This is a genomic window from Stutzerimonas sp. VN223-3 (assembly GCF_045999685.1).
GTDB lineage: Bacteria > Pseudomonadota > Gammaproteobacteria > Pseudomonadales > Pseudomonadaceae > Stutzerimonas > Stutzerimonas stutzeri_AR.
Genome location: NZ_RBEC01000002.1, coordinates 1,512,409 through 1,533,660 on the forward strand (window position 1 = coordinate 1,512,409; position 21,252 = coordinate 1,533,660).

Here is a 21,252-nt window from a genome sequence, read left to right on the forward strand (position 1 = left end):
TCGCTTCGCTTCCCAATCTACGAATCTCGAAGTCGTATCGGGTCGGTAGATGCACCGCGCCCGGCTCTTCACCCAGCGGAGTTGCCGTTTGGCAATGAGTATTGGGGAAGAGCCGGGCAACGCCGCAGATGCCTGTCCGAATGCGACCGTTATTAGTGTCTGAAGTGGCGCATGCCGGTGAACACCATGGCGATGCCGGCTTCGTCTGCCGCGGCGATAACTTCGGCGTCGCGCATCGAACCGCCTGGTTGGATCACCGCGGTGATGCCGGCTTTGGCGGCATTGTCGATGCCGTCGCGGAAGGGGAAGAAGGCATCCGAGGCCATGACCGCGCCGGGTACCGGTAGGCCAGCATGTTCGGCTTTGATCGCGGCGATGCGGGCGGAATTGACCCGGCTCATCTGGCCGGCGCCGACGCCCACGGTCTGGCGATTCTTGGCGTAGACGATGGCGTTGGATTTAACGAACTTGGCCACCTTCCAGGCGAAGATCAGGTCGTGGATTTCCTGCTCTGTCGGGGCGCGCTGGGTCACGATCTTCAGATCCTCGGCAGTAATCATGCCGATGTCGCGGCTTTGTACCAGCAAGCCGCCGTTGACCCGTTTGTAATCCCAACCCGGTGCGCGTTCGGCCGGCCATTGGCCGCATTCGAGCAGGCGCACGTTGGCCTTGGCGGCGACGGCCTCACGGGCTTCGGCGGAAATGCTCGGCGCAATGATCACTTCGACGAACTGGCGCTCGACGATGGCGCGGGCGGTTTCACCGTCCAGCTCGCGGTTGAAGGCGATGATGCCGCCGAACGCCGACTCGCTGTCAGTGGCATAGGCCAGCTCGTAGGCCTGGCGGATGCCGCCTTCGTCTTCCGGCACCACGGCGACGCCGCAAGGGTTGGCGTGCTTGACGATGACGCAGGCCGGCTTGACGAAGCTCTTCACGCATTCCAGTGCGGCGTCGGTATCGGCGACGTTGTTGAAGGAAAGTTCCTTGCCCTGCAGCTGGCGGGCCGTGGCGACGCAGGCTTCGTCGGCGGTTTCGACGTAGAACGCCGCTATCTGGTGAGGGTTCTCACCGTAGCGCATGTCCTGTGCCTTGACGAACTGGGTGGTGAAGGTGCGCGGCAGCAGGCTGCGGCCTTCGGTGGACAGGTTCTCAGCGCTCTGATCGACGGTGCCCAGGTAGTTGGCAATCATGCCGTCGTAGGACGCGGTGTGCTCGAAAGCCTTAAGAGCCAGGTCGAAACGCTGCGCATAGGTCAGGCCACCGTCCTGCAGGTTCTCGATGACACTGGCGTAATCATCGGCGTTGACGACGATGGCGACGTCCTTGTGATTCTTCGCCGCGCTACGGACCATGGTCGGTCCGCCGATATCGATGTTCTCGATGGCGTCCGGCAACGTGCAGCCAGGCTTGGCGACCGTGGCGGCAAAGGGATAAAGATTGACCGCGACCAGATCGATCGGATTGATGCCGTGCTCCGTCATGACCGCGCCGTCGAGATCGCGACGTCCGAGGATACCGCCATGAATCTTCGGGTGCAGCGTCTTCACCCGGCCGTCCATCATTTCCGGGAAGCCGGTGTAGTCGGCGACTTCGATCGCGGCGATGTCATTTTCACGTAGCAGCTTGAAGGTGCCGCCTGTGGACAAGATCTCGACACCGAGGGCGACGAGCTCGCGGGCGAATTCAACGACGCCGGTCTTGTCGGACACGCTGATCAGGGCGCGGCGAACGGGAAGGCGGAGGGAATGATCGGTCATAACGGTTCCATCAGAGGTTTAGCTGCAAGCCGCAAGAGAAAAGCGCTTCCACTTGAGGCTTGTAACTTGAGACTTGTGGCTCAGAGAAGATCGTACTGCTTGAGTTTCTTGCGCAGAGTGCCGCGATTCAGGCCCAACAGTTCGGACGCCTTGGTCTGGTTACCCTTGATATAATTCATCACGGTTTCCAGAAGCGGCGCCTCTACTTCGGAAAGCACCAGGTTGTAAACGTCCGTGACGTCTGCACCTTCAAGATGGGCAAAATAGTTGTGCAACGCCTTCTCCACACTGCCGCGCAGGGTCTGACCTGCTTCGCTTGGTGTGTTGAGGTGCTGCTTGAGGTTCACGTTGTCGCTCACGGATGTTGTTCCAGTTACCAATGTTTCGTTCAACAGCGTCATGCAGCCACCCCTTTTCCATCCCCCGAGTCAGGGCTTGTTCGGCGTTCGGCGAAGAACGCTCGAACACTGGCGCATTGCGCGTCCCTGTCTTCCAAACCGTTGAACCGGGCGCGGTATTCGCGCGCGCCAGGAAGTGTTGCGAGATACCAACTGACGTGCTTGCGTGCGATGCGCACCCCCATGACGTCGCCGTAGAAGGTGTGAAGAGCGCTCAGATGTTCCAGCAGGATGGCTTCGATTTCGGCCAGATCCGGCAGAGCCAACAACGTGCCGGTCGCGAGATAATGATCGATTTCGCGAAAGATCCAAGGCCTGCCCTGGGCTGCTCGGCCGATCAACAATGCATCGGCACCCGTTGCTTTCAGCACCTGACTGGCCTTCAGCGGTGTGTCGATATCCCCATTGGCAAATACCGGTATCGATACTGCCTGCTTGATTGCAGCAATGGTGTCGTACTCGGCGTCGCCCGTATAAAGGTCGGCGCGTGTGCGGCCATGCACGGCCAGCGCCGCGATTCCCGACTGTTCGGCGATCTTCGCTACCGTGAGCCCATTCTTGTTTTGCCTGTCCCAGCCGGTGCGGATCTTCAAAGTCACTGGAACATCCACCGCGGCTACAACGGCTTCGAGTATTTCGGCGACCAGCAATTCGTCTTTCATCAGCGCCGACCCGGCGGCCTTATTACAGACTTTCTTCGCCGGGCAGCCCATATTGATATCGATGATCTGCGCGCCCAGCTCGACGTTGCGAACCGCGGCTTCGGCGAGCATCTGCGGATCACCGCCCGCGATCTGCACGGACCGCGGTTCAGGATCACCCTCATGCAGTAGGCGCAGGCGCGATTTGCGGCTGTTCCATAGGCGTATGTCACTGGTCACCATTTCCGAAACGACCAAGCCTGCACCGAGGCGTCGGCATAACTGACGGAACGGCTGATCGGTCACGCCGGCCATGGGCGCGAGGATCAATCGATTCGGAAGGGTATAAGGACCGATGCGTACCGCTGACATGAAGATTCCCTGCTTGGAGCCTGCTTGTTAGGTCGATCGGGACAGCAAAAAAGGGTGTGCATAATACCCGCTCCGGATGACGGGTTAAAGGTTGTTTTGAACAAATTCTGAACAGCCTCAAGCTTATAACCGGCGGCTGAATTGGCACGCCGATGCGACCGACGGTGATCGCCTTCGGAGGCTGCGCGACGCCGAAAGCCGGCTAGGGGCTATTCGGGAGACCGGAAGCTCAGGCTGTAATTAACCGCCTTGGCGCCTGGGTCGAGAATATCCAGAGCGATGTGAATGGGGATCTGCGATGGCATTTCCCTTTGCCCGGCAAGCTCTCCGGAAAGATACTCGCCAGGTTTGAAGGTGCGGCTCGCCAGTGTCTGCTGATTGATGTCGGCGAAGCGGACTTCCAGCAGCGGGAACGGCTGCGCGAAGGCCGCGCGGTTGTAGATGATCGCATCGACTACCAGCGCACCAGCGAAGTCGGGATGGCTGCGAACCACCAGATTACTGCTCCGGATCTGGCTGATGTCGACCTTTGGCGGTAGCTCGCAGCCCAGAGAAGGACAGAGCTGCGCGAGCCAAGGGCGATATTCGTCCTGCCGCGCGAGTTCGTCGAAGTTGTACGCTACATACTGCCCGCCCAGTGCCAGCAGGGCGATCAGGTTCAACGCGCCCCAACCCAGCCAGCGGCCCCATGGTCGACGTCGGGCCTCCCAGTCGAGTTGCAAAGGTTCATCATCGAGCTCGAACAGCGGGTCATCCCGTTCTCGGCGCGGCTGGCTGGGTTGAAGGTCTGGTGCAGCGTCGGCTGCAGGGTCGGTTTGCGGCAGCGCATCGTCTGTCTCGTCGATGCTGCCTATGGCTGGTTCGACGCGTTCCCGTGAATTCTGCGAGTCCAGATGCTCGGTCAGTGGTCCGCGGGAACTCGCGAGCGGGCTCGGCGGTGCGGGGCGTTCACGCGTAACAGGGGCGAAATGCAGTTCCGTCGCATCTAGATCCGGCTCGGGAGGGAAGGGCTGTTCCGCTGGCATTACGGTTCTGGGCGTCGGGGCTGTTGCCTGATCGCTTTCCTCACTCAGCAGCTGCTCAGCCCAGGCCTCGTCATCGGCGGTCGGCTGATCGTTATCGTAGGGTCGAAGGCTTTCTCCGGGCTGCGGCTCCAGTTCGAGGAACTCGCGCGACAATTCAAGTTCCTGTCGCTCGAGCTTTGCCAGTTCCTCGTCCAGATCGAGGCTGTCCAGGTCGAGATCGTCGTGGATCCACAGCGTGTTGTCTTCCGCTTGCGGCTTCGTTGGTGGTTGCGGGCGAGGCTGTGGCGTTTCGCTAACGGCAAATGGTATCGGCTCTGCTGTATCGACAACGACATTTTGCGCTAGATCGTCCCCATGCAGATGGCGGGTTGCATTGAACACCTCCATGCACGCGCCGCAGCGCACTACGCCATGGGCGGCGGCGAGCTGGGCGCGGTTGACACGGAAGCTGGTGCGGCAATGCGGGCACTGGGTGACGAAATTGGTCATGCGTTGGTCCGGCGGAAATGCCGGTTAGTCTAGCGCATGCGCGGCAGTGGCGGGCTCGCGGATAACGCAACGTTGCTGTCGCGTTCCGGAGTGTCAAACCGCCGCGTGGTTCAGACCCGTCGAATGCCGGTGATGCGCACCCAGCCATCCTTATCTGCGATGGGATCAAGATCGAATTGCTCGATGTAGGCGGCGCGGACTTCTTCGGCCTGTTCGGCGAGGATGCCGGATAGGGCCAGGCGGCCGCCCGGTTTGACCCGCGCGGTGATCTGCGGCGCAAGCGCCACCAGTGGACCAGCGAGGATATTGGCAACGACCACGTCGGCCTGACCATCCGGCAATTGTTCAGGCAGGAACAGTGGGAAGCGGGCCGGGTCGATGCCGTTGCGCCCGGCATTGTCGCGGGATGCTTCTATGGCCTGGATATCGATATCGGTACCGATCGCTTTCTCGGCTCCGAGCAGCAGTGCGGCGATGGCAAGGATCCCTGAGCCACAACCGAAATCGAGTACCTGCATGCCGGTCAATCGTTGCCCATCCAGCCACTCCAGGCATAGCGCAGTAGTAGGGTGGGTGCCCGTACCGAAGGCGAGGCCGGGGTCGAGCAGCAGATTCACCGCGTTCGGTTCGGGTGCGGCGTGCCAGCTGGGTACGATCCACAAGCGGCGACCAAAGCGCATGGGGTGGAAATTATCCATCCAGCTGCGCTCCCAGTCCTGATCTTCGATGCGTTCCAATTGATACTCAGGTAGCTCGTCTCCGATCAATAGCTGCAGATGGGCGAGGAGGTTGCTTTCCTCGACGTCACCCTCGAACAAGGCCAGCAGGTGGGTGTGCGACCACAGCGGCGTGGTGCCCAGATCGGGCTCGAATATGGGCTGGTCCTCGGCGTCCATGAAGGTCACCGATACCGCGCCGACGCCCAGCAGTGCATCCTCTAGGGTTTGCGCCTGTTCTGGAGCGATGGCAAGACGAAGTTGTAACCAGGGCATGCGAAACTCCCTTCGAGAGCAGCTTCAATCGACAGATCTCAAGCTGCAAGAAAAAGAAAGGGAGCGGCTATGCCGCTCCCTTTGGGTGCACATCATATCGCTCGCAGTTTAGTGCTTATCCATACCCAGCTTCTTTTCGAGGTAATGGATATTCACGCCGCCCTTGCAGAAGCCTTCGTCACGAACCAGATCCCGGTGCAGCGGAATGTTGGTCTTGATGCCGTCGACGACGATTTCGTCCAGCGCGTTGCGCATGCGCACCATGGCTTCTTCACGCGTGGCGCCGTAGGTGATCAGCTTGCCGATCAGCGAGTCGTAGTTCGGCGGAACCGAATAGCCGCTATACAGGTGCGAATCGACGCGTACGCCGTTGCCGCCCGGTGCATGGAAATGCTTGACCTTGCCTGGGCTGGGCAGGAAGTTCGACGGGTCCTCGGCATTGATCCGGCACTCCAGAGAATGCCCCCGGATGACGACGTCTTCCTGCTTGATCGACAGCTTGTTTCCGGCAGCGATGCTGAGCATCTCTTTGACGATATCCACGCCAGTCACCATTTCCGTCACCGGATGTTCGACCTGCACGCGCGTGTTCATCTCGATGAAGTAGAAGCGACCGTCTTCGTAAAGGAACTCGAAGGTTCCGGCGCCACGGTAGCCGATCTCGACGCAGGCGTCGGTGCAGCGCTTGAGTACTTCGGCACGGGCCTTTTCATCGATGTAAGGGGCAGGCGCCTCTTCCAGAACCTTCTGATGGCGACGCTGCAAGGAGCAGTCGCGGTCGCCCAGGTGAATCGCGTTGCCCTGACCATCGGAAAGCACCTGGACTTCCACGTGACGTGGATTGCCGAGGAATTTTTCCAGGTAGACCATCGGGTTGCCGAACGCAGCACCGGCTTCGGTACGGGTCAGCTTGGCCGACTTGATCAGGTCTTCTTCCTGATGAACCACGCGCATACCGCGACCACCGCCGCCACCAGCGGCCTTGATGATCACTGGATAGCCGACTTCTCGGGCGATGCGCAGGGCTTCGGTCTCGTCTTCCGGCAGCGGGCCGTCGGAACCGGGCACCACTGGCACGCCTGCTTTGATCATTGCGTCCTTGGCCGACACCTTGTCGCCCATCAGGCGGATGGTTTCGGCTTTCGGTCCAACGAAGGCGAAGCCGGAATTTTCCACCTGTTCGGCGAAGTCGGCGTTTTCAGCGAGGAAGCCGTAGCCCGGATGAATCGCCGTTGCGCCGGTCACTTCCGCTGCGGCGATGATCGCCGGGATGTGAAGGTAGGAATTGGTTGCAAGGGCTGGGCCGATGCAGACGGACTCGTCTGCCAAGGCCAGGTGCATTAGTTCGCGGTCGGCGGTGGAGTGCACCGCGACAGTCTTGATCCCCAGCTCCTTGCAGGCTCGCAAAATCCGCAGTGCGATTTCACCGCGGTTGGCGATTAGTACTTTTTCCAACATCGCTGGCTCTCCGCGGTTCAAACGATGGTGAACAGCGGCTGGTCGTATTCGACCGGCTGACCATTCTCCACCAGGATGGATTCGATGGTGCCGCTGGTTTCGGCCTCGATGTGGTTCATCATCTTCATCGCTTCGACGATGCAGAGGATGTCACCCTTCTTCACGCTCTGACCGACCTCAACAAAGTTGGCAGACGTTGGGGAGGAGGCGCGGTAGAAGGTGCCGACCATCGGCGAGCGGACCACGGTGCCGTTGAGCTTAGGCTGTGCCGGAGCAGCATCGGCAGCGGGAGCTGCAGCAGCTGGCGCGGCGGCCGGTGTTGGCATCGGCGCCTGGGCGTAGTAGGGCTGCTGCATGGCGACTTGCTTGCTGTGGCGGCTGATGCGTACGGACTCTTCGCCCTCGTGAATTTCCAGTTCGTCGATACCGGACTCTTCCAGCAGTTCGATCAGCTTTTTAACTTTGCGAATATCCATGAAGCGGTGACTCCCAAGTAAGTTCAAAGGGCATTGCTGCTCGCTTCTTCGAGGCCGGGCACGTTCGCTGTGCGCGGTCCTGTCAGGAAGCAGCGAGTTGTTCCAGGGCGGCCTCCAATGCCAGGCGGTAGCCGCTGGCGCCAAGGCCGCAGATCACCCCTACCGCGACATCCGAGAAGTAGGACTGATGACGGAAAGGCTCACGCTTGTGCACGTTTGACAGGTGCACTTCGATGAATGGGATGCTCACAGCCAGCAGCGCGTCACGTAGCGCGACGCTGGTGTGTGTGAAAGCGGCAGGATTGATCAGAATGAAGTCCACGCCTTCGCTGCGGGCGGCATGGATTCGCTCGATGAGTTCGTACTCCGCATTGGATTGCAGGTGCAACAGGTGATGGCCGGCGTCGCGGGCCCGCTGCTCAAGGTCCTGATTGATCCGCTCCAGCGTAACCGCGCCATAGACGCCGGGTTCGCGGGTGCCGAGCATATTCAGATTCGGGCCGTGGAGGACCAGAAACGTCGCCATGAGTATTCCTTGTTGTTCTGTCCGGAAGGCGCCCTGTTAGCGCTCGATCCGGTGAGGGGGAAAAACTATGCACGAAGCGAGGGCTGACTGTCCAGTCATGTCTTGATCGGCGTAAATGGCCGCATTATGTCTGGAGATTGCGGCAAGGAACCTGTCTAAAGATAGGCTTTGGCGCGGTTCAGCCGTTCAGCGAACTGGCTCGCGTCGATTTCACCGACGACGCGTACGTCTGCCATTTCCCGGCCGGTGCGATCGAAGAACAAAATCGCGGGCGGACCGAAAAGTTTGTACTGGTCGAGTAGCGCGCGTTGTTCCGGGTTGCTGTCGGTGATATCGAAGCGAATCAAGCGATAGTCGGCGAGGCGTGGCGCGATCGCCGGGTCGGCGAACACTTCACGCTCGATCACCTTGCAGCTGATGCACCAATCGGCATACCAGTCGAGCATCAATGGCTGTCCCGCCGCGCGGGCCGCGGCGAGCTGGGCGTCGAGTTCCGTTGGTGTGGAAACCGTATGCCAGCCCGCGACCTCGCTGGCGGCGCCTCCTGCCGCAACGAACGTCGAGCGTGGCAGCGGGCGCAGAGGGTCGGAGCCGCCCTGCAGCGCGCCGATCCACGCTGCCAGTGCGTAGACCAGCAGTGCCAGGCCAATCAATTGCGCGAGCTTCTGCCTCGACGTCTTCTGGGTAGATTCGAGCGCTCCGAGAAACAACGCCGTGCCAGCCGCCAGCAAGCCCCACAGCGCCAGCGCCAGCGATCCTGGCAGCACGCGTTCGAGCATCCATACCGCAACCGCGAGCAAGAGCACGCCGAAGACATTGCGTACAGCGACCATCCAGGGTCCGCTCTTGGGTAATAGCGCGCCGCCGCCCGTGGCAAACAGGATCAGCGGAGCGCCCATGCCAAGACCCAGAGCGAAAAGCTTCAGGCCGCCACCGAGCGCATCGCCGCTGGCGCTGATGTAGAGGAGCGCGCCGGCCAGCGGCGCGGATACGCAAGGCGAGACCAGCAGGCTGGATACGGCGCCCAATAATGCGGCGCCCATGAACGAACCGCCCTTGGCATTCCCCGCCAGGTGGTCGAGACGACTGTGCAATGCCTGCGGCAAGCGCAACTCGAAGAGGCCGAACATGGCCAGGGCAAAAGCCACGAAGAACAATGCGAAGGGCACCAGAACCCAGGGTGATTGCAGACGTGCCTGCAAATTCAGCTCGGCACCGAACACGCCCATCAGCGCGCCCAGCAGGGCGAAGCCGCCGGCCATCGGCAGGACGTAGGCGAGCGACAAAAGAAAGCTACGCATGCCGCCTGTCTGCCCACGCAGTACCACGCCGGAGAGGATCGGCAGCATCGGTAGCACGCAAGGTGTGAAGGTCAGACCCAGCCCGGCGAGGAAGAACAGCGCCACCGATCGCCAGGATAATGCACCGCTATCGCTGTCAGCGCTGGCGGTATTGGAATCTGAAGAGGCGGGGGCTGGCGTGCCGCCGATATCCAGCGATTCCGTTTCCGGCGGATAACACAGGCCTTTATCGGCACAACCCTGGTAAGTGACCTGCAGCACGAACGGTCGATTGTCGGGGTTCTGCACCGGCAGCTCAATGTCGAGCACACCGTAATACACCTCGACCTCGCCGAAATAATCGTCCGTCTTCTGCTTGCCTGCAGGTAGGCTTGCTTCGCCGATGACCACGCCCGCGTCGCTGGCCTTGAACTGGAATCGGTGCCGATAGAGGTAATAGCCTTCCGCGGCGACGAAGCGCAGTTTGATCTGCTCGGGTGTCGTGTCGATAAGACTCAGGCGGAACGCCTCGCGCACCGGGAGAAAGTCTGCGCTGTTGTTCAGCCCGCCCAGGGTGGCGCTGGGACGACTATCGAACAGGCCGGCGGCGGCGGGCAGGGCGAACAGCAGGATCAGCAGACTCAGCAAACGGCGCATAGTCATCTCACAGGTAACAATGGCGGCATGATACCCAAGGTGATGAATCGCCGCCCGGGCGCAACGTCGCACTAGCGCGTGTTCTGTAACCAGATTGTGCCGTCGCGTTCGACAATGGTTAGCGCGCGCAGCGCCTGGCCGGTGCAGGGGCCTGCCACGCATTCACCGCTATCGATGAGAAACAGCGCACCGTGTATGGCGCACTGGATGAGGCTGCCACTGCTGTCGAGAAACTGGTCAGGCTGCCATTCCAGCGGAGTTCCGCGGTGCGGACAGCTATTTTCGTAGCCATACAGGGCGCCGTCCTTGCGCACGACAAGCAGACGTTGACCCTTTATCTCCAGGCCTTTGCTATTGCCTTCCGCGACTTCGCTCGCGGCGCACAATCGGATCATGTTACCTCCACGGTGGAACCGGGATTATCGCTTAGGCAATTCCATTTAGCGCAGGGCTCTGTTCGGATTAGTGCTGGCAGACCTATGGGATGGCTTTTATTCTTCGCGTCGACTTCCAACTGGCGACGCTATTGATGAGCTCTGTGCTATCTGCACGCCCCTTGTTCCTTTCGCTGGGCCTGTTGTGGCTGGTTGCCTTCTGGCTTTCGCTCGCGTTGGGGCCGGTCAGCCTGTCGCTCGACGACACTCTGCAAGCCATGCTTCGTCTGCTTGGCATTCCGCCTGGTGAAAAAGTCGGGCAGGCCGAGCTCATTCTCGGGCAGATACGTTTGCCGCGTGCTTTGCTCGGGATGGCCGTCGGCGCGGTGCTCGCGTTGTCCGGTGTCGCCATGCAAGGGCTGTTTCGCAATCCACTGGCGGACCCGGGCTTGATCGGAGTGTCCAGTGGTGCCGCGCTGGGCGCCGCCGTGACCATTGTCGGCGGTGAGCTGGCAGGCGGTATCCCGACGTTATTGGAGCCCTATCTGCTGTCGCTTAGCGCTTTCATCGGCGGTCTCGGCGTCACCGCATTGGTGTATCGCCTCGGGCGTCGCGATGGTCGCACTCACGTCGCCACGATGCTGCTCGCTGGCATCGCGCTGACCGCCCTGGCTGGCGCGGCGATCGGGCTTTTTACCTATCTTGCCGATGACACCACACTGCGAGCCCTGACCTTCTGGAATCTGGGCAGCCTCAACGGTGCCAGCTATGCACGGCTCTGGCCGCTCCTGCTGGTGACGGTGGCAGTCGCCTTCTGGTTGCCGCGGCGAGCCCAAGCGCTGAATGCGCTGTTGCTTGGAGAGTCTGAGGCGCGTCATTTGGGGGTCGACGTCGAGCGGCTCAAGCGCGAACTGGTGTTCTGCACGGCAATGGGTGTCGGCGCGGCAGTGGCCGCAGCCGGCATGATCGGCTTCGTCGGGCTGGTGGTCCCGCATCTAATGCGTCTGGTGGTCGGACCCGACCACCGCTTACTGCTGCCAGCTTCGGCGATAGCGGGCGGTAGTCTGCTACTGCTGGCTGACGTGCTGGCGCGGCTTATGCTGGCGCCCGCCGAGCTGCCGATCGGTATCGTTACCGCTTTGCTGGGCGCACCCTTCTTTCTATACCTGTTGCTGCGAGGGCGACGCTGATGCTCCAGGCCCAGGGGATTTCGGTACGCCGCGGTGCCGCGACGGTACTCCACGATATTGACCTCCAATTGGCGGCTGGCGAAGTCTTAGGCGTGCTGGGCCCCAACGGTGCTGGCAAAAGCACCTTGCTCGGCGCTCTGAGTGGCGAGCTGGCGGTCGGTACCGGACAGGTACTGCTGCATCAAAAGCCGCTGCACGCCTGGGATGGCCCAGAGCGGGCGCGCTGCTTGGCGGTGCTGCCGCAGAGCTCGAGTCTGAGCTTCGGGTTCTTGGTGGAGGACGTAGTCGGCCTCGGTCGATTGCCCCATGCCAGCGGCCGCGAGTTCGATGACCAGATCATCGCGGCCGCATTGCACGCCGCGGACGTCCAACATCTGGCCCGACGTAACTACCTGACGCTGTCCGGCGGCGAGCAACAACGTGTGCACTTAGCGCGCGTTCTCGCGCAACTTTGGCCGGGTGGATCCGGGCAGGTGCTACTGCTCGACGAACCCACCGCCATGCTCGACCCAGCGCACCAACATAGCATTCTGCAGTCGGTACGGCGCTTTGCCGAGCAGGGCGGCGCGGCGCTGGTGATCCTGCACGATCTGAATCTCGCCGCGCGTTATTGTGATCGCCTGTTGCTGCTCGCCGATGGGCGCGCCCGGTTATGTGGTGCTCCGGACCAAGTGCTGCGTGCTGAGCCGCTGAAGTCCGTATTCGGTCTCGAGGTGCTGATACAGCAGCACCCGGAGCGTGGTCATCCACTTGTCATTGCCCGTTGAGGGGTGCAGATGCGATTTTTCTTGCCCGTCGCCGTGATCCTGCTCACCGCGTGCCAATCGATGCCATCCCTGCCGGCTTGGCAGAGCCCCGAAGGCCTCGATCATCCGGATCTGGGCCAGATCGTTGATCTGCGCAGCGGCGAGCGGCTTTCGCCGCAACAGCTATTGAACGAACTGGCCGATGCCGATCGAGTTCTGGTTGGTGAACGTCATGACAATCCTGACCATCACGCCCTGCAGCGCTGGCTACTTCAAGCGCTGGCACAGCGGCGCGAGCAGGGCAGCGTTTTGTTGGAAATGCTCAACCCCGATCAGCAGGAGAGGGTTGCGAGCGTACAGGAGTTTATTGCGCGAGGGCGGCGGCCAGCGGACCTGCCAGCGGCGTTGGGATGGCAGAGCGGTTGGAAATGGGAGCTGTACGCGCCGCTAGTCGAGTACGCTCTGGCACAGCCTTATCCACTACTGCAGGCGAACCTTGATCATGCGGAAATATCCAGCATCTACCGCAGCGAGCCGCTGCTTACCGGTGCGGCCGCTACGGCGAAGGTACAAGACACTCTGCTGGCGCAGATCCGGGTTTCTCACTGCGGCCTGCTGCCCGAGGCGCAACTACCGGCAATGCTTGCAGTGCAGCAGCAACGCGACCGCCGAATGGCTCAGCAATTAGAGGTGGCGCCGAAGCCTGCAATGTTGTTGGCTGGTGCCTTTCACGTAAGGCGTGACCTCGGGGTGCCTTTGCATCTAGGAAATGGCGGAGCCGCCGACGTACGTGTATTGATGCTTGCCGAGACCGGGGAAACGGTGGAGGCGAAACAAGCCGATTTCGTCTGGTTTACTCCGGCCCAGGCGCGACAAGACCTTTGTAATGCATTTCCCGAAAAGCTCAGAAACCAGAATTAAGGCGAGTGCATTTTTGTCAGGCAAAAAAAGACCCGGCAAGAGCCGGGTCAAAACCGTGATTAGCCTGATGAGGAGATAATCTGAAAGTCCGACTGCCTGGTCTTTCAGCTTACCAACTGGCCTCGCGACCAGTGGTGCTAATAATAACAATTCTCATTTCATAGTCAACAATTGATTTGAGAATAACTATCAGACTAGAAAGGCCTCTAGTGAGCCTTCAAGCGGAGATCGGCAGCCGCAACTGGGTAACTTCCTTGTTGAGCAGATCGATGCGTCTGGCCATGCTTTCTATCAGGCTGTGGGCAATTTTCGGATTGCTCTGCATCAAGCTGAGAAATTGATCCTTGGGTATCACCATGACGGTACAGGCCGCGGTGGCGACGACGGTTGCGCTGCGTTTTTCGCGGGTGAATACAGCCATCGCGCCGAAAATTTCATCGCGTTGCACGTCGCCGACCTTTTGCCCGTCGACAATCGCTTCGGCGTGCCCTTCGATGATGATGAAAACGTTATCTGCATCGTCGCCCTGATGGATCAGTTCTTCGCCGGCCGCGAAATGCTGAAAACCCGTCGTCGGATGGATCTCGGGTTGCTGCAGCCGGGCGAGGGCATCGGACAGCAGGGCCGTCTGGCCAATCAGATATTGGGTAAAGAGTTCCTGTCGGCGTTGATCGGCGTGAATATGTTGGAATACCGCACTGCGCGAGTAGGGAATCAGGCGAATCGACTCTTCACTTCGATAACGACAGACCGGCAACTCGATGCCTTGGCGGAGACCCAGGATGTCTCCTTCCTGCATGTAGAACAGTGGCCGCTCGTCCACCAGCGCATGCAGCAGCCCGCTCTCGATGACGAACAACTGCTGTTCAGGCAGCTCGCTGCTCAAATCATCGGAACACTTGACTTCAATAGCAGAGCCGGAGGGTGCGAGGCCTTCCAATAGCTGGGCGGGGATCCCTTGCAGGCGATTGATCAGTCGATCGGCGTAGGCCGGTTGTTCCCCGAGTAGATACATGACGGTAGTCCTTGAGCCTGCGAGCTTGCAAAGGTTGAGCGATGCGCGCGCTGACAATAAGGCCGCAGGTGCTAAGGAGTAAATCTCGCCACGTAGAGGTTGTGAGCTAGCTCTTGTTGCCGTGGTGACAACTATTCAAATGCTGGTTCAGCTCGCTCTTGAGGGTATCTGGCAGTTCTTTCCAGTTCGTGTCACGCAGAGCTCCTTCAATGGCGTACAGCAATACTCGGGATGCATTGAATCCTCGTGATTTGACCGCCTGGTAGGCGCTGACCGAACCGAGCCGGCGCAGATCATCGGCGGTGTGGATGCCTGACGCGTGCAGCCATTGCGCAGATGTCTTGCCCAGGTTCTTCAAGGTCAGCAGCTCGTCGTGCATGAGTGGCTCCTATCGGCCCGGATAACCGGCGAGGAAGTGAAGCGGCCAGCGAACCCTGCGTTGTCGATCCGGATCGCCCCACAGGCTTGCAAGCTCGGGTTCTAGCTGGGTCACCGGATCTTTGCCGTGGGCTTGCTGCCATTGCCTCACTGCCGACCAGGTGCGCAAGTAGCCAAGCAACTGGGGCAGGTTCCAGAGCGCCTCGATGGCAAAATCCGGCGGTTCGATGGTTTCGAAGGGCACCTGAATGTCGCGATAGCCGGCATCGACGCTGGCACGTCCTTGCGGCCAGTAGCCGCGCAGCGTTTCGCCATGTAGGCGGGCAATGACGGCATCCACCGCAGGGTCGATACGAAGCAGGCTGTAGCACCACGCGCAGAACAGACCATTCGGGTTGAGCGCTCGAGTCGCTTCTGAAAAGAACGCTGGAGTAGCGAACCAGTGCAGCGCCTGGGCAACCACAATCAGATCAGCCAAGCCATCGCGCAGGGGCAGCTGCTCTGCCCGAGCAGCGAAACGCTGTGCCGATTGCCAGGTCCTGCCGCTGATCAACTGATCAGGACTGGCATCGCAGGCAAGCACGGTATCGAAGTGGGCCAGTAGAGGAAGAGTCGCCTGGCCGCTACCGGCGGCGATGTCGAGAGCGCAGCGGGGTTGTGCGCATTGCTCAGCAAGCCAGCGGAACAGACTGTCCGGGTAAGTTGGCCGGAACTGGGCGTAATCTTCCGAACGGATCGAGAAAAGCTGGACGCTATCACCCATAGTGGCGATCCGGTGGCAGCAATAGCAGAACGCAGTGGGGCATGGTCAATTTCCGCAGGCAGACCTGCGCAAGTATAGAAGCACCGCCGGCTTCTGCCCGCAGCGGTGCTTGATCAATGTTGTCGCATCCAGCGCAACGCCGCCAGCTCTCGAATCTTTAGATGCCAGGAAGGCGCAGGCGAATCGCGCTGACCAGATTGTCGAGGCTGCCAGCATCGGGCGTATCGACCCGTCGGCTGAGCAGTTGCTCGCTCTCGGTCAACGGCTCGCGTGCCGCCTGCTGCGCTTTGACTACCTCCATGGTCGCATCGGATGGGTCGTTGCCTTCGGCCTGTCGTTGCGCGAGCCATTGTTCGATGACCGCGTCGGGAGCCTCGCAATCGATAATCACGAACGGCACTCCGGTGGATTCTGCGGCCTGCCAGGCCGTTTGGCGGTGCTGTTGCTTGAGATAGGTAGCATCGATCACCACCGAGAAGCCCGCATTCAGTGCCGTCTCGGCTAGCGAATGCAGTCGCTTATAGGTGGCTTCGCCAGCTTCGGCACTGTAGATGCCAGCATCCATCTCGCTGGATTGTGCTTGCGGCTGCTCCCCGTACAGCCGCTTGCGCTCGACATCCGAACGCAGCCTGAGCGCGCCCAGCGCCTCGACCAGGCGTAGCGCGACTTGGCTTTTGCCCACCGCCGAGACGCCATGGGTAATGGCCAGAAAGCGAGACGGAATCGCACTGTAACTTTCGGCCAGATTGGCGTAACTGCGGTACTGGCGCAGGATGACCCGACGCTGAACGGCGTCCTGCTCCTGATAAAGCCGGAACAGGTTGACCTTGGCGCGAACCAGCGCGCGATAGGCTTTGTACAGATTGAGCAGTTCGAGTGCGGCGTAATCGCCGGTGCGTTCCAGCCAGCCGTTGATAAAGCGCCGCGCCTGGCATTTCAGTCCTCGATCTTCCAGATCCATCGCGAGGAATGCTGCGTCGCAGGCGATATCGATCAGACGGAAGGGTTCGTTGAACTCGATGCAATCGAACAGCACCACTTTGTCTTCAATGATCGTGGCGTTGCCCAGGTGCAGATCACCGTGACATTCACGAATAAAGCCGTGCCGGGAACGCTGCTCCAGCAGTGGCTGCAAGCGGGCAATGCTCGTTTCGGTCCAGTCGGACAGCGCATCGAGTTGTTGCAGATCGGCCTGCTCTGTCAGTAGAGGACGGATCTGTTCGAAGTTCTGCCGCATCGGTGCGACGATTGCTTCAGCGCTGTTCAGCGCATGCCCTGCAGGCACTTGGGGAACGCTTAGGTGAAACTGCGCGATTTGCTCGGCGAGCGCGTCGATATGGGCGTCGGTCAGTTCGCCGCGAGCTTGCACTTCGGCCATCAGCTGTGACTGTGGGAACTCGCGCATTTGCAGCACGTACTCGATCGGCTCACCGCTACCGTCGATCATGGGTGCGTCGGCGCTGCCAGTGATCGGTAGTACTTGCAGGTACAGGTCAGGTGCCATGCGTTGATTCAGGCGTAGCTCTTCCTCGCAGAAATGCTTGCGAGCCGCCAGATCGGTGAAATTGAGAAAGCCGAAGTCCACAGACTTCTTCATTTTATAGGCGTAAGTGCCGGTGAGAATTACCCAGGAAATATGGGTTTCGATGACCTTGAAACCCTCGACCGGGTGGGGATAAAGGGCCGGGTTCTGCAGCGCGGCGACCAATGCTTGGCTCACAGTCATTCCTTGTAGAGTTTTTTGAATGGGCGTGTGAGCACATCGGGATACAGTTCACACAGTCTGAGACCGCCTCATTATGTCGTTCTGTGATGGGCCTGCAAACCGCCAAGAGGCGGTCTTGCGGGCAAATCAAAGTGCGTATAATGCGCCGCCATGACTAAAGCACGCTCTCCTCGTTCCCGTTCGAAACGCCGCTCCGGTGGCTCCCGCCCCTGGCTGGGCTGGGTTATCAAACTATCTATTGTGGCTCTGGTGATACTCGCAGGTGTCGCCGTTTACCTCGATGCCGTGGTGCAGGAGAAGTTCTCCGGCAAACGCTGGACTATCCCGGCAACGGTCTATGCCCGGCCGCTCGAATTGTTCGTCGGGCAGAAGCTCGCAAAGAATGATTTCCTGACCGAGCTCGATGCGTTGGGCTATCGCCGCGAAAATACGGTAAGTGGTCCCGGCAGCATTTCGGTGGCTGGCAATGCCGTGGAAATTCATACGCGCGGATTCCGCTTCTATGAGGGTGCTGAAGAGTCGCAGCGCATCAGGGTGCGGTTCTCTGGCGACTTCGTTGCTGGCCTAGCGCGCGCCAATGGTGGCGAGCTTCCGGTTGCGCGTCTCGAACCACTAACGATCGGCGGGCTTTATCCGGCGCATAACGAAGATCGTATTCTCATCAAGCTCGACCAGGCGCCACCGTACCTTGCGGAAACCTTGGTCGCCGTTGAAGATCGGGAGTTCTTCGATCATTTTGGCGTGTCGCCCAAGTCCATCGCTCGTGCCGTCTGGGTGAACCTGACCGCAGGCGAGGTTCGCCAAGGTGGTAGCACGCTGACCCAGCAGTTGGTCAAAAACTTCTACTTGACCAACGAGCGCAGCCTTAGCCGAAAGGCCCTTGAGGCGATGATGGCGGTGCTGTTGGAGCTGCATTACGACAAGCAGGAAATTCTCGAGGCCTACCTCAACGAGGTATTTCTCGGTCAGGACGGCCGCAGAGCCATTCATGGTTTCGGCCTGGCCAGCCAGTATTTCTTTGGTCGGCCGCTAGCCGAGTTAAAGGTTCAGCATGTTGCGCTGCTGGTTGGCATGGTAAAGGGACCGACTTACTACAACCCTCGGCGCCATCCGGAACGGGCACTGGAACGTCGCAATCTTGTTCTCGATCTGTTAGCTGAGCAACAGGTTCTGAGCCCTGAGGAAGCCGCGGCAGCGCGGAAGACACCGCTTGGCGTTACACAGCGGGGTAGTCTTGCCGATAGCTCCTATCCGGCGTTCCTGGATCTGGTCAAACGTCAGTTGCGTGAGGATTACCGCGAGGAAGACCTGACGGAGGAGGGCCTACGGGTCTTTACCAGTTTCGATCCGATTTTGCAGGTGAAAGCCGAGAAGGCGATGAGCGAGACGCTGAAGCGCCTCGGCAAGGCTGCGGAGAAAGTCGAAGGGGCGATGCTGGTCACCAACCCCGAGACCGGCGAGATTCAAGCGATGCTCGGCGGCCGTCAACCAGGGTTCGCGGGATTCAATCGTGCTCTGGATGCGTCCCGGCCCATTGGCTCTCTGATCAAGCCGGCTATCTACCTCGCCGCTTTGGAGAAGCCCAGCCAGTACACCCTGACCAGTCTCTTGGAGGACGAACCGTTTTCGGTCAAAGGTGCCGATGGGCAAGTATGGAAGCCGCAAAACTATGGGCGTACCGCTCACGGCACTGTGTATCTCTATCAGGCATTGGCTCATTCCTACAATCTGTCCACGGCTCGCCTCGGCCTCGATTTGGGTGTGCCACACGTGCTGAAAACGCTTGAGCGGTTGGGTGTTTCACCAGAGTGGCCAGCTTATCCCTCGATGCTGTTGGGTGCTGGCGGGTTGCGGCCTATCGAGGTGGCGGGCATGTACCAGACACTCGCCAACGGTGGTTTCAATACACCGCTTCGAGCCATTCGCAGCGTCGTCGCTGCCGACGGCGAGCCGCTCAGCCGTTATCCATTCAAGATCCAACAGCGTTTCGATGCTGGTGCTATCTATCTGACTCAGTACGCCATGCAGCGCACCATGCTAGAGGGCACAGGACGCTCGGCCTACAATTACGTGCCAAAGTCGTTGGCATTGGCGGGCAAGACGGGCACTACCAATGATTCGCGCGATAGCTGGTTCGCCGGGTTCAGTCAGGACTTACTGGCTGTGGTCTGGCTAGGCCGTGACGACAATGGCAAAACTTCGCTGACCGGGGCCACCGGAGCATTGCAGGTCTGGGCAGACTTCATGCGGCGTGCCGATCCGCTGCCGCTGCAGTCGCCAATGCCGGACAATGTTGAGATGGTGTGGGTGGATGCGCAGACGGGGCAGGGTACGCTGGAGAATTGCCCTGACGCTGTGCAGATTCCTTATATTCGCGGCAGCGAGCCCGCAGTGGGTCCTGGTTGCGGCATTCGGGCTCCGGCTGAGTCGGTCATGGACTGGGTTCGTGGCTGGTTGCCATAAGCGTTTACCAGTTGAACGGCATTTCAAGAGGTTCGAATATTGAGCAAGCGATGGATTATGATTCTGGCGGCCGCGACGGTGGTGCAGGGCTGCGCAACGGTCAAGCGGGGCGCAATACCCGTCGTCGATTCGGGAGCTCCGGTTTCCGAAGAAGTGTCGGCGCGGCAACCTTCTCGCGTCGGCAACTCGCCCGCGCCGACGACGCGCTCTGCGCCCGCGGACTCCGGCGTAATGGTCATGGTGCCGCAGCAGAACTCCGAACCTTTGCAAACGTTCGCTGCGCCGGATATCACCTTCTCCGGTTCTTCGAGCCCGGTTTCCGATGCGCCTGGACAATGGACCCCGCCGGTGCAACCGGCCCCAGGCCCGACGCCGCGCCAGCCGGTGCCCAATGGTATCCCTTCCAATAGTGGAACGTTGTCTGCTGACGAGCGGCTTGACGGACCGGTGCTGGCGCTACTGACCACGGCTCAGCAGCAACAGGGCGGTGGTGATCTGAATGGTGCAGCGTCCAGCCTCGAGCGTGCTCAGCGTATTGCGCCGCGCGAGCCGCAGGTGCTGTACCGTCTGGCTCAGGTGCGCCTTGCTCAGGGGGATGCAGTACAGGCCGAGCAGTTGTCTCGGCGGGGGTTGAGTTACGCCAACGATCGCCCGGCGCTGCAGGCCAGTCTGTGGGAATTGATCGCTCAGGCGCGTGAGCGTCAGGGTAACGCCGCGGGTGCCGCGCAGGCTCGTGAGCGGGCAAAGGTTGCGATGTGATGGATCAACGCATCCCGGAACTGGCTGAACAGTTGCTGCTGATAGAACAAGAGCTGCGTGTGCTCGGCGTGTGGGCAGCGTCGCCGCCGGATGCGCAGGCTTTGGTCAGCCAGGAGCCGTTTTGCGTCGATACGTTGTCGTTCGATCAATGGCTGCAGTGGCTATTCCTGCCGAGAATGAAGACCATCCTCGAACGCGGTGAGGCGCTGCCGACCGTTTCGGGGATTCTGGCGATGGCGGAAATGGTCTATCGGGACCGGCCGCAGCAAGTGGCTGGCCTGCTCAAGGCGCTGGAAAGGTTTGATGTGCTGATCAGCCGCGGCGAGGCTTGATGCGCGTCAGTCCGCGAGACTGATGTGGTGCCCGATATACATCAATCACACGTGTCGGCGATTTTCTGTTTGGTTTCGCCGATACGAGTTTGGCGCTCTTCTTCGTTCAGGCGCCGCATCTCTCCTTCTTCTTCCACGCGCACCCGTGGATTGTTCTGCAGTTGCGCCAAATTGGTTCGTAGCGTTGTGCAGTAGCGCTGGCGTTCTGCTTCCTGTTCGGCCACCTGCTTCTTGACCTGGCGATTAATGCTGCGCTGTTCGGATACGCCCGCTGGCGCGGGCTCGACCGGCTCTGCCGCGCTAGGCTTGGGCGGTGGCGTGGCGGTGTTGAGTACTTCGGAGGATTGACCCTCCGGTGGTTGTGCACCGAAGTGGGTTACCCCCTGTGCATCCACCCATTTATAAACCTGGCTGGCCATGACGCCGCTGCTCAATGCAACAAGCAACAGTCCGCCCGCGAGAATCGTCAAACGCATGCTAATCCCTTCTGTGGTAGAGCCAGCCGGTACTATAC

General features: G+C 60.4%; 21 protein-coding genes. 6 read left to right on the plus strand and 15 right to left on the minus strand.

Going from position 1 to position 21,252, the window contains the following annotated elements:
* Positions 1 to 152: 152 nt before the first annotated feature.
* The 10 genes from purH to D7241_RS15695 all read right to left on the minus strand — a co-directional run bounded on the left by purH (position 153) and on the right by D7241_RS15695 (position 10,466).
* A complete protein-coding gene (gene purH, locus D7241_RS15650) occupies positions 153 to 1,757 on the minus strand; it encodes a bifunctional phosphoribosylaminoimidazolecarboxamide formyltransferase/IMP cyclohydrolase (protein ID WP_408102279.1) in 1,605 nt (534 codons plus the stop codon).
* 80 nt (positions 1,758 to 1,837) lie between these two features.
* Complete coding sequence (gene fis, locus D7241_RS15655) at positions 1,838 to 2,158, minus strand: DNA-binding transcriptional regulator Fis (RefSeq protein ID WP_408102280.1); 321 nt, start codon at positions 2,156 to 2,158, stop codon at positions 1,838 to 1,840.
* Positions 2,155 to 3,168: a tRNA dihydrouridine synthase DusB gene (dusB, locus tag D7241_RS15660; protein WP_408102281.1), complete on the minus strand. Its 1,014-nt coding sequence runs from the start codon at positions 3,166 to 3,168 to the stop codon at positions 2,155 to 2,157. The genes fis and dusB overlap by 4 nt, the downstream gene beginning before the upstream one ends.
* Positions 3,169 to 3,377: 209 nt before the next feature.
* Complete coding sequence (locus D7241_RS15665) at positions 3,378 to 4,682, minus strand: DUF3426 domain-containing protein (protein WP_408102282.1); 1,305 nt, start codon at positions 4,680 to 4,682, stop codon at positions 3,378 to 3,380.
* Positions 4,683 to 4,792: 110 nt separating this feature from the next.
* The gene (prmA, locus tag D7241_RS15670) at positions 4,793 to 5,674 is read right to left on the minus strand and encodes a 50S ribosomal protein L11 methyltransferase (protein WP_408102283.1); all 882 of its coding nucleotides are present in this window, start codon (positions 5,672 to 5,674) and stop codon (positions 4,793 to 4,795) included.
* A gap of 108 nt (positions 5,675 to 5,782) precedes the next feature.
* The gene (gene accC / locus D7241_RS15675; RefSeq protein WP_255983040.1) at positions 5,783 to 7,132 is read right to left on the minus strand and encodes an acetyl-CoA carboxylase biotin carboxylase subunit; all 1,350 of its coding nucleotides are present in this window, start codon (positions 7,130 to 7,132) and stop codon (positions 5,783 to 5,785) included.
* A 17-nt stretch (positions 7,133 to 7,149) separates the two neighbouring features.
* Complete coding sequence (gene accB / locus D7241_RS15680; RefSeq protein ID WP_255983038.1) at positions 7,150 to 7,608, minus strand: acetyl-CoA carboxylase biotin carboxyl carrier protein; 459 nt, start codon at positions 7,606 to 7,608, stop codon at positions 7,150 to 7,152.
* Between the two features lie 82 nt (positions 7,609 to 7,690).
* Positions 7,691 to 8,134: a type II 3-dehydroquinate dehydratase gene (aroQ, locus tag D7241_RS15685; RefSeq protein ID WP_408102284.1), complete on the minus strand. Its 444-nt coding sequence runs from the start codon at positions 8,132 to 8,134 to the stop codon at positions 7,691 to 7,693.
* A 155-nt stretch (positions 8,135 to 8,289) separates the two neighbouring features.
* Positions 8,290 to 10,071 carry a protein-disulfide reductase DsbD gene (locus D7241_RS15690; protein ID WP_408102285.1) on the minus strand — a complete coding sequence of 594 codons (1,782 nt, stop codon included), beginning with the start codon at positions 10,069 to 10,071 and terminating at the stop codon, positions 8,290 to 8,292.
* 71 nt (positions 10,072 to 10,142) lie between these two features.
* A complete protein-coding gene (locus D7241_RS15695) occupies positions 10,143 to 10,466 on the minus strand; it encodes a Rieske (2Fe-2S) protein (RefSeq protein ID WP_408102286.1) in 324 nt (107 codons plus the stop codon).
* A 134-nt stretch (positions 10,467 to 10,600) separates the two neighbouring features.
* Here D7241_RS15695 and D7241_RS15700 point away from each other — a divergent pair, with 134 nt between their 5' ends.
* Genes D7241_RS15700 through D7241_RS15710 form a run of 3 tightly spaced genes read left to right on the plus strand, consistent with a single transcriptional unit; the run spans position 10,601 to position 13,302 of the window.
* On the plus strand, positions 10,601 to 11,635 hold the full coding sequence (locus tag D7241_RS15700; RefSeq protein WP_408102340.1) for a FecCD family ABC transporter permease: 1,035 nt from the start codon (positions 10,601 to 10,603) through the stop codon (positions 11,633 to 11,635).
* A complete protein-coding gene (locus D7241_RS15705) occupies positions 11,635 to 12,402 on the plus strand; it encodes a heme ABC transporter ATP-binding protein (protein WP_408102287.1) in 768 nt (255 codons plus the stop codon). The genes D7241_RS15700 and D7241_RS15705 overlap by 1 nt, the downstream gene beginning before the upstream one ends.
* 9 nt (positions 12,403 to 12,411) lie before the next feature.
* A complete protein-coding gene (locus D7241_RS15710; protein ID WP_408102288.1) occupies positions 12,412 to 13,302 on the plus strand; it encodes a ChaN family lipoprotein in 891 nt (296 codons plus the stop codon).
* Between the two features lie 217 nt (positions 13,303 to 13,519).
* Here the strand turns inward: D7241_RS15710 and D7241_RS15715 are convergent, their stop codons facing one another.
* The 4 genes from D7241_RS15715 to D7241_RS15730 form a co-directional block, all read right to left on the minus strand.
* A complete protein-coding gene (locus D7241_RS15715; protein ID WP_408102289.1) occupies positions 13,520 to 14,317 on the minus strand; it encodes a cyclic nucleotide-binding domain-containing protein in 798 nt (265 codons plus the stop codon).
* 106 nt (positions 14,318 to 14,423) lie between these two features.
* On the minus strand, positions 14,424 to 14,696 hold the full coding sequence (locus tag D7241_RS15720; RefSeq protein ID WP_408102290.1) for a TfoX/Sxy family protein: 273 nt from the start codon (positions 14,694 to 14,696) through the stop codon (positions 14,424 to 14,426).
* Positions 14,697 to 14,705: 9 nt separating this feature from the next.
* Positions 14,706 to 15,458 (minus strand): class I SAM-dependent methyltransferase, encoded by a 753-nt coding sequence (locus D7241_RS15725; protein ID WP_408102291.1) that lies wholly within the window; start codon positions 15,456 to 15,458, stop codon positions 14,706 to 14,708.
* Between the two features lie 157 nt (positions 15,459 to 15,615).
* Positions 15,616 to 17,178: an AAA family ATPase gene (locus D7241_RS15730; RefSeq protein WP_408102292.1), complete on the minus strand. Its 1,563-nt coding sequence runs from the start codon at positions 17,176 to 17,178 to the stop codon at positions 15,616 to 15,618.
* Between the two features lie 156 nt (positions 17,179 to 17,334).
* On the opposite strand from D7241_RS15730, the gene mrcB reads away from it, so the two are divergent.
* The 3 genes from mrcB to D7241_RS15745 are packed head-to-tail and all read left to right on the plus strand — an operon-like array spanning position 17,335 to position 20,738.
* Complete coding sequence (gene mrcB, locus D7241_RS15735) at positions 17,335 to 19,647, plus strand: penicillin-binding protein 1B (RefSeq protein ID WP_408102293.1); 2,313 nt, start codon at positions 17,335 to 17,337, stop codon at positions 19,645 to 19,647.
* Between the two features lie 57 nt (positions 19,648 to 19,704).
* Complete coding sequence (locus D7241_RS15740; RefSeq protein WP_408102294.1) at positions 19,705 to 20,406, plus strand: tetratricopeptide repeat protein; 702 nt, start codon at positions 19,705 to 19,707, stop codon at positions 20,404 to 20,406.
* A complete protein-coding gene (locus tag D7241_RS15745) occupies positions 20,406 to 20,738 on the plus strand; it encodes a YqcC family protein (protein ID WP_408102295.1) in 333 nt (110 codons plus the stop codon). The genes D7241_RS15740 and D7241_RS15745 overlap by 1 nt, the downstream gene beginning before the upstream one ends.
* A 41-nt stretch (positions 20,739 to 20,779) precedes the next feature.
* Here D7241_RS15745 and D7241_RS15750 read toward each other — a convergent pair whose 3' ends face one another.
* Positions 20,780 to 21,214: a DUF4124 domain-containing protein gene (locus D7241_RS15750; protein WP_408102296.1), complete on the minus strand. Its 435-nt coding sequence runs from the start codon at positions 21,212 to 21,214 to the stop codon at positions 20,780 to 20,782.
* Positions 21,215 to 21,252 lie beyond the last annotated feature (38 nt).

What these genes read in the sequence shown, in the direction of transcription:
- purH (WP_408102279.1), bottom strand. Translation starts at nt 1,757, where the DNA reads ATGACCGATCATTCCCTCCGCCTTCCCGTTCGCCGCGCCCTGATCAGC.
- fis (WP_408102280.1), bottom strand. Translation starts at nt 2,158, where the DNA reads ATGACGCTGTTGAACGAAACATTGGTAACTGGAACAACATCCGTGAGC.
- dusB (WP_408102281.1), bottom strand. Translation starts at nt 3,168, where the DNA reads ATGTCAGCGGTACGCATCGGTCCTTATACCCTTCCGAATCGATTGATC.
- D7241_RS15665 (WP_408102282.1), bottom strand. Translation starts at nt 4,682, where the DNA reads ATGACCAATTTCGTCACCCAGTGCCCGCATTGCCGCACCAGCTTCCGT.
- prmA (WP_408102283.1), bottom strand. Translation starts at nt 5,674, where the DNA reads ATGCCCTGGTTACAACTTCGTCTTGCCATCGCTCCAGAACAGGCGCAA.
- accC (WP_255983040.1), bottom strand. Translation starts at nt 7,132, where the DNA reads ATGTTGGAAAAAGTACTAATCGCCAACCGCGGTGAAATCGCACTGCGG.
- accB (WP_255983038.1), bottom strand. Translation starts at nt 7,608, where the DNA reads ATGGATATTCGCAAAGTTAAAAAGCTGATCGAACTGCTGGAAGAGTCC.
- aroQ (WP_408102284.1), bottom strand. Translation starts at nt 8,134, where the DNA reads ATGGCGACGTTTCTGGTCCTCCACGGCCCGAATCTGAATATGCTCGGC.
- D7241_RS15690 (WP_408102285.1), bottom strand. Translation starts at nt 10,071, where the DNA reads ATGCGCCGTTTGCTGAGTCTGCTGATCCTGCTGTTCGCCCTGCCCGCC.
- D7241_RS15695 (WP_408102286.1), bottom strand. Translation starts at nt 10,466, where the DNA reads ATGATCCGATTGTGCGCCGCGAGCGAAGTCGCGGAAGGCAATAGCAAA.
- D7241_RS15700 (WP_408102340.1), top strand. Translation starts at nt 10,601, where the DNA reads ATGAGCTCTGTGCTATCTGCACGCCCCTTGTTCCTTTCGCTGGGCCTG.
- D7241_RS15705 (WP_408102287.1), top strand. Translation starts at nt 11,635, where the DNA reads ATGCTCCAGGCCCAGGGGATTTCGGTACGCCGCGGTGCCGCGACGGTA.
- D7241_RS15710 (WP_408102288.1), top strand. Translation starts at nt 12,412, where the DNA reads ATGCGATTTTTCTTGCCCGTCGCCGTGATCCTGCTCACCGCGTGCCAA.
- D7241_RS15715 (WP_408102289.1), bottom strand. Translation starts at nt 14,317, where the DNA reads ATGTATCTACTCGGGGAACAACCGGCCTACGCCGATCGACTGATCAAT.
- D7241_RS15720 (WP_408102290.1), bottom strand. Translation starts at nt 14,696, where the DNA reads ATGCACGACGAGCTGCTGACCTTGAAGAACCTGGGCAAGACATCTGCG.
- D7241_RS15725 (WP_408102291.1), bottom strand. Translation starts at nt 15,458, where the DNA reads ATGGGTGATAGCGTCCAGCTTTTCTCGATCCGTTCGGAAGATTACGCC.
- mrcB (WP_408102293.1), top strand. Translation starts at nt 17,335, where the DNA reads ATGACTAAAGCACGCTCTCCTCGTTCCCGTTCGAAACGCCGCTCCGGT.
- D7241_RS15740 (WP_408102294.1), top strand. Translation starts at nt 19,705, where the DNA reads ATGATTCTGGCGGCCGCGACGGTGGTGCAGGGCTGCGCAACGGTCAAG.
- D7241_RS15745 (WP_408102295.1), top strand. Translation starts at nt 20,406, where the DNA reads ATGGATCAACGCATCCCGGAACTGGCTGAACAGTTGCTGCTGATAGAA.
- D7241_RS15750 (WP_408102296.1), bottom strand. Translation starts at nt 21,214, where the DNA reads ATGCGTTTGACGATTCTCGCGGGCGGACTGTTGCTTGTTGCATTGAGC.